Source organism: Streptomyces lushanensis, from assembly GCF_001700515.1.
Taxonomy (GTDB): Bacteria; Actinomycetota; Actinomycetes; order Streptomycetales; family Streptomycetaceae; genus Streptomyces; species Streptomyces lushanensis.
Genome location: NZ_MAUD01000165.1, coordinates 1 through 10,468, shown reverse-complemented (window position 1 = coordinate 10,468; position 10,468 = coordinate 1). Strand labels below are relative to the sequence as shown.

The 10,468-nt window shown below is 72.2% G+C and carries 9 protein-coding genes; 6 read left to right on the top strand and 3 right to left on the bottom strand.

Features of this window, described 5'->3' with window-relative positions; all coding sequences use genetic code 11:
• Nucleotides 1–674, bottom strand: a 674-nt coding sequence (locus BFF77_RS15420; RefSeq protein WP_066949347.1) for an NAD-dependent epimerase/dehydratase family protein, incomplete at its 3' end; no start/stop codon positions are given.
• 284 nt (nt 675–958) lie between these two features.
• On the opposite strand from BFF77_RS15420, the gene BFF77_RS15415 reads away from it, so the two are divergent.
• Together BFF77_RS15415 and BFF77_RS15410 are read left to right on the top strand one after the other, a co-directional pair.
• Nucleotides 959–1,939 carry a 5-dehydro-4-deoxyglucarate dehydratase gene (locus BFF77_RS15415; protein ID WP_066949352.1) on the top strand — a complete coding sequence of 327 codons (981 nt, stop codon included), beginning with the start codon at nt 959–961 and terminating at the stop codon, nt 1,937–1,939.
• A complete protein-coding gene (locus tag BFF77_RS15410; protein WP_066949345.1) occupies nt 1,936–3,132 on the top strand; it encodes a hypothetical protein in 1,197 nt (398 codons plus the stop codon). The genes BFF77_RS15415 and BFF77_RS15410 overlap by 4 nt, the downstream gene beginning before the upstream one ends.
• Here the strand turns inward: BFF77_RS15410 and BFF77_RS15405 are convergent.
• Complete coding sequence (locus BFF77_RS15405; RefSeq protein WP_245703521.1) at nt 3,118–4,329, bottom strand: MFS transporter; 1,212 nt, start codon at nt 4,327–4,329, stop codon at nt 3,118–3,120. The two genes, BFF77_RS15410 and BFF77_RS15405, sit on opposite strands and share 15 nt — an antisense overlap.
• 273 nt (nt 4,330–4,602) lie before the next feature.
• Here BFF77_RS15405 and BFF77_RS15400 point away from each other — a divergent pair, with 273 nt between their 5' ends.
• The 3 genes from BFF77_RS15400 (at nt 4,603) to BFF77_RS15390 (ending at nt 8,157) form a co-directional block, all read left to right on the top strand.
• On the top strand, nt 4,603–6,069 hold the full coding sequence (locus BFF77_RS15400; protein WP_079125185.1) for an NCS2 family permease: 1,467 nt from the start codon (nt 4,603–4,605) through the stop codon (nt 6,067–6,069).
• A gap of 184 nt (nt 6,070–6,253) precedes the next feature.
• Complete coding sequence (locus tag BFF77_RS15395; protein WP_066949339.1) at nt 6,254–6,556, top strand: hypothetical protein; 303 nt, start codon at nt 6,254–6,256, stop codon at nt 6,554–6,556.
• A complete protein-coding gene (locus BFF77_RS15390) occupies nt 6,553–8,157 on the top strand; it encodes an amidase (RefSeq protein WP_066949336.1) in 1,605 nt (534 codons plus the stop codon). The genes BFF77_RS15395 and BFF77_RS15390 overlap by 4 nt, the downstream gene beginning before the upstream one ends.
• 108 nt (nt 8,158–8,265) lie before the next feature.
• Here the strand turns inward: BFF77_RS15390 and BFF77_RS15385 are convergent, their stop codons facing one another.
• On the bottom strand, nt 8,266–9,072 hold the full coding sequence (locus BFF77_RS15385) for an IclR family transcriptional regulator (protein WP_066949333.1): 807 nt from the start codon (nt 9,070–9,072) through the stop codon (nt 8,266–8,268).
• 146 nt (nt 9,073–9,218) lie between these two features.
• Here BFF77_RS15385 and BFF77_RS15380 point away from each other — a divergent pair.
• Nucleotides 9,219–10,468: aldehyde dehydrogenase family protein (locus BFF77_RS15380; protein WP_079125186.1), on the top strand; the 1,250-nt coding region annotated here is incomplete at its 3' end.

The following is a 10,468-nucleotide window of genomic DNA, read 5'->3' as shown; positions in this document are numbered from 1 at the left end:
CACCGTCGTGTACGGCTCGTCAGGTCCCACCACAGCCGGGTGTTGGCCGACGAGCCGTACACGACGGTGTGGCCCACGTTCTCGGCGGTGAGCGCGGCGTGGAGGAGGCGGGCGCAGTCCTCGGGGCTCAGCCAGACGGAGAGCATGCGGACGGTGCTGGGCTCGGTGAAGCAGGAGCCGATCCGTACGGAGACGGTCTCCAGCCCGTGCAGATCCCAGTAGAGCTGGGCGAGATCCTCGCCGAAGCACTTGGACAGCCCGTAGTAGGTGTCGGGGCGGCGCGGTGTGTCGACGGGGATCAGCGGATCGTCGCCCCGGGGGCGCGGGGTGAAGCCCACGGCGTGGTTGCTGGAGGCGAAGACCGTACGCGCGACGCCCTCCGCGCGGGCCGCCTCGTAGAGGTTGTACGTGCCCTGGACATTGGCGCGCAGGATCTTGTCGAAGGTGGACTCCAGCGAGATGCCCGCGAGATGGATGATCGCGTCCACGCCCCGGACGGCCTCGCGCAGCGCGTCCGTGTCCGCGAGATCGGCGGTGACGGCGTCGGGCTCGCCGTCGACGGGACGGGCGTCGAAGAGCCGCAGTTCGTAGCCGTACGCGGGCAGCAGCCCCCGCATCAGGGTGCCGAGGCCGCCGGCGGCGCCGGTGAGCAGAACGGTGCGCGGTGCGGGCATCGGGAAGTCTCCTCGGCGGGCGTGGATCCGCGGTGCGGATCCCAGGGAAGCGGTCTCGGCAAGCTCAGATCCGTAGACATTATTCACATGCGTGGACACGCTAAGGAGTGGGCGGCGGCAGCGTCAAGTGTGGCGTGAGCGTGGTGAATATGTCCCTGAGTTGCGGTTTCTCGTCTTGACCCGCGCCGCGCGGCTGCCCTAGCGTGGCGTTGTTCAGGGATATGGACATCGATCAGAATTGTGCACGAGCGGTCGTCGCTCGCTGCATGGCCAAGGGAGCGCTCGTGACCTCAGCCCCGCTCGCCGCACGCCTCACCCGCGTGGCCGGGCCGCTGTTCTTCCCCGTCACCGCGTACGGGCCCGACGGCGCCCTCGACCTCGACGCCTTCCGCGCGCACGTCGGAGCGGGCGTCGACGCCGGAGCCGCCGCGGTCTTCGCGTGCTGCGGCACCGGTGAGTTCCACGCCCTCACCCCGGAGGAGTTCCGCGCCTGCCTCGCCGCGGCCGTCGAGGTGACCGCCGGCCGGGTGCCGGTCGTGGCGGCGACCGGATACGGTACGGCGCTCGCGATCCGGTACGCGCGGATCGCCGAGGAGGAGGGCGCGGACGGACTGCTCGCGATGCCGCCCTATCTGGTCGTCGCCGACCAGGAGGGGCTGGTGCGCCACTACACGGCCCTGGCCGCCGCCACCTCGCTGGAAACCATCGTCTACCAGCGCGACAACGCCGTCTTCACCCCGGCGACCGTCGTCCGGCTCGCCGCGGTGGACGGGGTCATCGGCCTCAAGGACGGGTACGGCGACCTCGATCTGATGCAGCGGATCGTCAGCGCGGTACGGACCGAGCTGCCCGGCCGCGAATTCCTCTTCTTCAACGGTCTGCCCACCGCCGAACTCACCGGTCCCGCCTACCGCGGTATCGGGATCACCCTCTACTCCTCCGCCGTCTTCGCCTTCGCGCCCGATGTCGCGCTCGCCTTCCACCGCGCCCTGACCACCGGTGACGACACGACCGTCGAGCGGCTGCTCGACGGCTTCTACGCGCCGCTGGTCGAGCTGCGCAACCTCGGCCGCGGCTACGCCGTCTCGCTCGTCAAGGCGGGCGTACGGCTCGGCGGGCTGGACGTGGGCGAGGTACGGCCGCCACTGAGCGAGCCGCTCCCCGACCATCTCAAGACGCTCGCCGTCCTGATCGAGCGCGGCAGGGCCCTGCTTCCCGACGGCACCGCGGACGGCCCGGCGGACGGCTCGGAGGCGGGCCTGTGAGGACCTCCGCCTTCCTCTATCCCTGGGACGTGGTGGGCGATCCGGACGCCGCCGCCAGGATCGCGGACCTCGGAGTCCAGCAGGTCACCCTCGCCTCCGCCTACCACTCCACCCGCGCCCTGACCCCGCGTCATCCGCGCCACCGCGTCGTCACCGCCGAGCACGCCGCCGTCCTCTATCCGCCGGACGCCGCGCGGTGGGCGGGCCACGCGCTGCGCCCGTACCCGGCGGGCGACTGGGCCCCGGGCGACGCCCACGGCGAGGCCGCGGCGGCGCTCGCCGACGCCGGGCTGGACGTCCACACCTGGGTGATCCTCGCGCACAGCTCCCGGCTCGGCGCCGAACACCCCGCCACCTCCGTGGTCAACGCCTACGGCGACCGCTATCCCTGGGCGCCCTGTGTCGCACGGCCCGCCGTCGCCGCGTATCTGGCCGAGCTGGCGGCGGAGGCCGCCGTACGGCCCGGGGCGCGCGGCACCGAACTGGAGTCCTGCGGCTGGTACGGACTCGCCCATCTGCACGCCCACGACAAGATCGCGGGGGTGGGTCTCGGCGACGCGGCGCAGTATCTGATGTCGCTCTGCTTCTGCTCGGTCTGCCGGGAGGGATACGCGGGCCTCGGCGCGGATCCGGACGAACTGGCCTCCGCCGTACGGCGCGCGCTGGAGCCCGGCTGGGCCGCCGGCTCCGTGGAGGCCGGCTGGTCCGGGGTCGAGAAGCTGCTCGGCGCGGACCTCGCCGCCGTCACCCTCGACTGGCGCGGCGGGATCGCCCGTACGGTCCAGGAGTCGGCGGTCGCGGCGGTGCGGGCGGCGGCCGGGCCCGGGTTCCAGGTGCTGCTGCACGCCGACCCGGTGCCGTACCACACCGGTGCCAATGCCGGTGTGGATCCGGCGCACATCCTCGGTGTCGCGGACGGCGTGGTCCTGCCCTGCTCCGGTGGCGCGGCCGGGAGCGTGCTGCCTCCGTTCACGGAGCGGCGCACCACCACGTCCGCCGTGTCCGCCGCGTCCCCGGTGGTCGCCGCCAACCTCAATGTCGTCAGCGGGATGGGCGGCAGCCCGGCGACGCTGGCCGAGGACGCCGTACGGGCGAAGGAGCTGGGCGCGACCGAACTGCGCCTCTACCACGCGGGACTGGCCTCCGACGCGGATCTCACGGCGGTCGCGGCCGGACTGTCACAGCTCGGCTGAGCCGGCTCGCGCCGGACGCGCGGGCCGGGGCGCGGGCCCGCCACGGGCCAGGGCGAGCGCGGTGAGCAGGCCCGCCGCGCAGGTCACCGGCAGCAGGACGGCGGGATCGACGAACGCGATCAGGCCGGCGCCGAGTGCCAGCGCCACCGCGTTCGGTACGTGGATCAGGGTGTTGGCGCTCGCCGCCGTCCGGCCCAGTACCCGATCGGGGATCTCCCGCTGCACCGCCGTCAGCGCGGCGATCAGCACACACGGCAGCCCGAGCCCGACACCCGCCGAGCCCGTCAGCGCCACCGCGTCGTACGGCAGCGCCCGCGCCCCGACCGACAGCGCGAACAGCGCCACGCCCGCCGCGGCGAACACCCGCTCCGGCAGCCTGCGCAGCAGCGGTCCCGCCAGGAGACCGATGACCACGGACCCGGCGCCCTGCACCGCGTACAGCACACCGGCGTACGCGGGGGAGTGGCCGAGGACCCGGTCGACGACCGCGTAGATTGCCGCGCCGTTGATCCCGGCGAGCAGCATCGTGACCGCGGCGCCGAACACGAGCGGACGCAGGGCGGCAGTCGCCCGCAGCAGGCGGAAGCCCTCGGCGGTCTCCGACAGCCGCCCTTGGGCGCGCCGCGGCGCCGGCGGCGGCTCCTCCCGTACCCGCATCAGCGCGAAGCACCCGGCGGCCAGCGCGAAGGTGACCGCGTCCAGCAGGGCGACGGGCGCGCCGCCGAAGCGGGCGTAGAGACCGGCCCCCGCGAGCGGCGCGAGCAGCTTCATGCCCTCGTTGGCCGTCATCCGCAGCCCGTTGAAGTCGCCCAGCAGCCGCTTGTCGACGGCCGTGGCGACCAGGGCCGTCTCCGCCGCGTCCTGGACGACCCCGGCGGCCCCGTATACGAACAGCACGGAGTAGAGCAGCCAGACACGGTCCGCCGCGTCGACGGCGAACAGGAGCGGCAGCAGCACCGCCATGGCGAGATTGCAGCCGATCAGCAGCGGTCTGCGGCGCACCCGGTCGGCGACCGTCCCGAGCAGCGGCCCCGCCAGCGTCGGCGCCCACATCGCGAAGACGGTGAGCGCGGCCAGACTGTCCGAACCGGTCAGCGACTTGGCCCAGACGCCCGCCACCAGCCACATCGCGGACGTACCAAAACCGGACACCACCACACCGGACAGATACAGCCCGGCGTCGCGGTTCCGCAGCACGCCTCCCACCCCCGCACCCAATGTCTGCTCCTCCGGGTCATGGCGTCCACCACGGACACGGCGTCAGGGTGGCGGCTGAGGACGGGGTGGCCGCATCGGGCGATCGCCCTACTTTCGCGTGTGAGGCACCTCAGACCCGTCCCGCGCCGGGGCGGGACGGTCGGCGGCGGGGCCGGTGACGGCGGGTTCGTTAACACGGCGAAAACCTGAACTGTCCCTGACAGGAGCACAATCCCTCTACCCCCCGCGACCGTCGTCGGCAAGAGGAGCCCCATGTCAGGCCAGACCGTGGACCGGACCCCGCAGTCCCCAGAGACACCGCGGAGCGCCGCCGGACGGCGACGCGACGCCGTGGACCGCTACTTCAGGATCAGCGAACGCGGTTCGACGTACGGACGTGAGATACGCGGCGGCTTCGCCACCTTCTTCACGATGGCCTACATCCTCGTACTCAACCCGATCATCCTCGGCGGCGCCGAGGACAAGTTCGGCGCCCAGCTCTCCGGGCCCCAGCTCGTCACCGCCACCGCGCTGGTGGCCGCCGTGATGACCGCGATCATGGGCCTCGGCGGCAATCTGCCGCTCGCCGTCGCCGCCGGCCTCGGACTCAACGCCGTCGTGGCCTTCCAGCTCGCGCCGCTGATGAGCTGGCCCGACGCGATGGGACTGATCGTCCTCGAAGGGCTGGTGATCTGCGCACTGGTCCTGACCGGGCTGCGCGAGGCGGTCATGCACGCCGTTCCGCACGCGCTCAAGCAGGCCATCAGCGTCGGCATCGGGCTCTTCATCGCCTTCATCGGCTTCGTCGACGCGGGTTTCGTCACCCGTATCCCCGGTGAGACCGGTTCCGTACCGGTGCAGCTAGGCGCCTCGGGACAGCTCTCCGGCTGGCCCGTCCTGGTCTTCTGCCTCGGTGTGCTGCTGACCGTCGCGCTGGTGGCGCGGAAGGTGAGGGGCGCGATCCTCATCGGTATCGTGCTGACGACCGTCGTGGCCGTCGTCGTCAACGAGACCGCCGATGTCGCGCCCGCCGCCTGGGGACTGACCGTGCCGTCCGTGCCCGGTGACCTCGTCGCCGCACCCGACTTCGGGCTCGTCGGCTCCTTCAGCCTCTTCGGCGCCTTCGAGCAGATCGGTGTGATCACGCTCGTCCTGCTCGTCTTCACACTCCTGCTCAGCGACTTCTTCGACACCATGGGCACGGTCGTGGGGGTCTCCACCGAGGCCGGACTCCTCGACGAGAACGGCAAGGTGCCCGGTCTCGGCCGCGTCCTGCTGATCGACGGCGCGGCGGCGGTGGCGGGCGGCGCGGCCTCCGCCTCGTCCAACACCTCGTACATCGAGTCGGCGGCGGGCGTCGGCGAGGGCGCCCGTACCGGCTTCGCCTCCCTGGTCACCGGCGCCCTCTTCGGACTCTCCCTCTTCCTCGCACCGCTCGCCCTGGTGGTGCCCGCGCAGGCGGCGGCCCCGGCGCTGGTCGTGGTGGGCTTCCTGCTGATGACTCAGGTGCGGCACATCGACTGGGAGAGGTACGAGATCGCGATCCCGGCCTTCCTGACGATCGCCGTCATGCCCTTCACCTACTCCATCACCAACGGCATCGGCGCCGGCTTCATCGCGTACGTCCTGATCAAGACAGTGCTGGGCAAGGCGCGCGAGGTGCACTGGCTGCTCCTGGGAACGGCGGCGCTGTTTCTCGTGTACTTCGCGATCGACCCCGTCGAGCAGTTGCTCATGTGAGGTGACGGCAGGCGCGGTGCCGGGCGTAGTGCCAGGTCCTGGGCGTGCGAGGAGGGTGCGGAAGGCGGTGCGGGGTGCGTTCGATGTAACAGCCGTGAAGCACGTGCTCAATGGGGCAGTCATCGGCGGCTGATGGAGTCACGCCCGCACCCCCCGCACGGCACGCACCTTCCCGGAGGTTCTTTTGAGCCAGCCTCAGCCGCCCACTCAGGAGCAGTTGGACGCGTACATACGGACCAGACTCGCCCTGGCCGGAGTCGACCTCGATCTGCTGCCCGCGCAGCCGGACCCCGTCACCGGTGTCCCCACCCGTGACCAGGCGCTGCGCTCGCTGCGCTCCTTCGTGACCGGAGGCCCCGCCGCCATCGCGGGCTGGGCGCCGCCGGTGACCGGCACCCCGGCCGCCGCCTACGCCCAGCAGGCCGCGCCTCCGCTGCTCTATCCCTCGATCACCGAGGCCTGGACCGGAAAGGCGGACGCACGATGAGCCGCGCCGTCAACCGCCGTGCCTTCCTCGCCGGTTCGGCGGCGGCGACGGGCGCCGTCGTCGGCGGGGCGGCCCTCGCGGCCCCCGCCGCCGCGCACACGCCGTCCTCCACGGGCTCAACCGGCCCGTCCGGCCGCAAGCCGTACCTTCCCGACATCGAGGTGCGCGACGCGGCACGCCGCGATCCCACCGAGGCGACGCTCGCCGAGGCCGCCGTCCTGATGAGCCGCCGCAAGCTGACGTCCACCACCCTGGTCGAGGCCTACCTCGACCGCATCGAGACCTACGACTCCACCTATCAGGCGTACGCCGAGGTGACCGGCGCGAGCGCGCTCGCCGCCGCGCGCAAGGCCGACCGGAGCGGCGGAAGAGGCGGAGTGCTGAGCGGAATCCCGCTCTGCGTCAAGGACAACTACTACACGCGCGGGGTGCCGACGCGCTGCAACTCGTTCATCTTCGAGGACTTCGTCCCCGACCACGACGCCACCGCGGTCGCACGGCTCACCGCCGCGGGCGGCATCGTGCTGGGCAAGGGGCAGATGGGGCCGCTCGCCACCACCCGCGCGACCACCCCGAACGGAACCGTCACCACCGTCAACGCCTGGACGCCGGAGAACCCGGCCACCGATCCGGGCGGCTCCTCCACCGGCCCCGCCTGCGCCGTCGCCGGGCGTCTGGCCTCGTCCTCCATCGGTACGCAGACGGGCGGATCCATCGTCCAGCCCTCCAACCGGCAGAATCTCACCGGGCTCAAACCGACCATGGGCCGGGTCTCCGCCCATGGCGTGATCCCGCTCTCCTACACCCGTGACCACCCGGGACCGCTGGCGCGCGACGCGATGGACGCGGCCCTGATGCTCGCGGTGATGGCGGGCCCCGATCCGAACGATCCGCGTACCCTCGGCCTGCCCGCCGTCCCCGATCTCGTACGGGCCGCGACTCCGGTCGTCTCCCGCGGCAGGGTGAGGCTGCGCCGGGCCACCAGGATCGGGGTGCCCGCGGACTTCCTCGGCTCCGCCGCCGAGGTGCGCGGGGCGTTTCTCGGCAAGCTGGACTCCATCTCCGGCGTGACACTGGTCGACATCACCTATCCGGCCGACTGGTCGCTGCTGACCGGCTCGTTCAACGACGCGCGGCTGTCCGAGCGGACCGAGCCGTTCCGGTACTGGCTGCGGGAGGACCCGGCCAAGTTCGGTGTCTCCCTGCTGAGCTGGCTCCAGGGGCTGATGCTCTCCGGCGACGAGTGGATCACGGCCCAGCGCGCCAAGAACCATCTGCTGCGCGAGGTGCTGGACGGCGTCATGGCCCGCTGCGATGTGCTGCTCCAGACCGGGCCCGTGCCGTTCGACATCCTCGGACTGCCGGAGATCGCCTTTCCGGTGGGCTTCACGTCCGGGATTCCGGCCGGTGTGATCATCGGCGGCCAGCCGTACGAGGAGGACCGGCTGCTGGAGGTCGCCGCCGCCTACCAGGCCGTGACGGACTGGCACACCCGGCGCCCGGCGGACCCGGTGTCCGCCCCGGCGGGACGGACCGCCCGGCGGACGGCCGCCGTCAGGCCGCGCATCACGGCGGAGGAGGCGGCGGCGCAGAGCGCGTAGGGATGTGATCCCGCCCGGTCCCCTCTCGCCTGCCGCCGCGGGGGGACCGGGCGTACCGGCGGGGCGAGCACCATCAGCAGGCAGACCACCGCCGTGTCCGGTCGTTCATCACAGCCGCCGGGTCGCGAGCGTCAGCCGGTCGCGTGCGTCGAACAGCGCGTCCTTGATCATCTGCTCATGCCCGGGGGTGAGCCGCGCCACCGGCACCGAGCAGCTGATGGCGTCGCGCGCCGGTGTCCGGTACGGGATCGCGATACCGAAGCAGCGCAGCCCGAGGGTGTTCTCCTCGCGGTCCACGGCGAAGCCCTGCTCGCGTACGGTGTGCAGCTCCTCGATGAGCTTCTCGCGGTCGGTGATGGTGTGCTCGGTCAGCGCCGGCATCGTCTCCGGCAGCATCTTGCGCACCTGCTCGTCGCTGTGCGTCGCGAGCAGCGCCTTGCCGAGCGAGGTCGAGTGGGCCGGGAGTCTGCGCCCGACCCGGGTGAAGGGCCGCAGATAGTGCTGCGACTGACGGGTGGCGAGATAGACGACATTGGTGCCGTCGAGACGTGCGAGGTGGATGGTCTCGGTGGTGTCGTCGGAGAGCCGGTCCAGCGTGGGCCGGGCGGCGGTCACGACCTCGTCGCCGTCGATGTACGAGGTGCCGACCAGCAGGGCCCGTACGCCGATGCCGTACCGCGTGCCCGTCGCGTCCGTCTCCACCCAGCCCAGCTCCACCAGCGTGCGCAGCAGCATGTACAGACTGGACTTGGGGTAGCCGACCGCCTCCTGGACGGCGGCGAGGGAGTGCATACCGGGGCGTCCCGCGAAGTATTCGAGCAGTTCCACCGTCCGCACGGCCGACTTGACCTGTGCGCCGCCCGCACCACCGGTTTCCGCACCCGATGTATTCGACGCACCCGCCGCACTGGACATCGTCTTCGCCCCTTTTCGCCTTCCGGACCACTCTTGACCACACGGAACGCGCGGAAATAGAGTCCCTACGAATTCACTGTCAAGAACTGCGTTCAGAATACCGAACAAGTTCCGATGGGTGGCAGTCGGCAGGGAAGGAAGCCGCGGTGGCAGCAGCACCAGTCTGGAGTGTCGACCCCCGAACGGGGAAGCCACGTGAACAGGTCGCGCACGAGGCCACGGCCGAGGAGGTCGACCGCGTGGTGCGGGGCGCGCACGCCGCCAGGGGCGCGCTCGCCGACCGTACCGTCCGCGCCGCCCTGCTCCGTACGGCGGCGGATCTGCTCGATGCCTCCGGCGAGCACGTCATCGAGGCGGCGGACGCCGAGACCGCGCTCGGACCGGTCCGGCTCACCGGTGAACTCGCCCGCACCACCGCCCAGTTGCGGGCCTTCGCCGAGGTCGCCGAGGAAGGCGCCTTCCTCGACGTACGGATCGACCACGCCGATCCCGGCCGCACTCCGCCCCGGCCCGACCTGCGCCGCTGGAAGATCCCGCTCGGTGTGGTCGCCGTCTACTCCGCGAGCAACTTCCCGCTCGCCTTCTCCGTGCCCGGCGGGGACACCGCGAGCGCGCTCGCGGCGGGCTGCCCGGTGGTCGTCAAGGCGCATCCCGACCATCCCGCCACCTCCGAGCTGTGCGCCTCCGTGCTGCGCAGGGCGGCGGCCCGGGTGGGACTGCCCGAGGACGTCGTCACCGTGGTGCACGGCTTCGAGGCGGGCGTCGAGCTGGTCAGGCACCCGCTGGTCGCGGCGGCCGGCTTCACCGGTTCCGTACGCGGCGGGCGCGCCCTCTTCGACGCGGCGGCGGCCCGGCCCACGCCCATCCCGTTCCACGGCGAGCTGGGTTCACTCAACCCGGTGGTGATCACCGAGGCGGCGGCCGAGGAGCGCGCCGAGCAGATCGGTGCCGGGCTCGCGGGCTCGATGACCCTGGGCGAGGGGCAGTTCTGCACCAAGCCCGGATTCGTCCTGGCCCCGGCGGGCGCGGCGGGCGACCGGCTCGTCACCTCCCTCACCGCCGCCGTCAGCGAGACCGAGCCCGGTGTGATGCTCGACCACCGGATGCGGGACGCCTTCGTCGCGGGCGTCCGGGACCGGGCCGCGCTCCCGGACGTGGACGCGCCGATCACACCCGGCGCGGGCGGCGAGCACACCGTCAGCGCGGGCTTCCTCTCCCTGCCCGCCGAACTGCTCACCAAGGACGGACCGCACGATCTCCTGCTGGAGGAGTGCTTCGGTCCGGTGACGGTGGTGGCGCGGTACGGCTCGGTGGACGAGATCAGCGCGGTGCTCGCCCGGCTGCCCGGCAATCTCACCGCGACACTCCAGCTCGCCGAGGCGGAGAGCGCGGGCAC

Excerpts from the sequence above, each read along its gene's own strand:
- BFF77_RS15390 (WP_066949336.1), top strand. The coding sequence starts at position 6,553 with ATGAGCCGCGCCGTCAACCGCCGTGCCTTCCTCGCCGGTTCGGCGGCG.
- BFF77_RS15385 (WP_066949333.1), bottom strand. The coding sequence starts at position 9,072 with ATGTCCAGTGCGGCGGGTGCGTCGAATACATCGGGTGCGGAAACCGGT.
- BFF77_RS15400 (WP_079125185.1), top strand. The coding sequence starts at position 4,603 with ATGTCAGGCCAGACCGTGGACCGGACCCCGCAGTCCCCAGAGACACCG.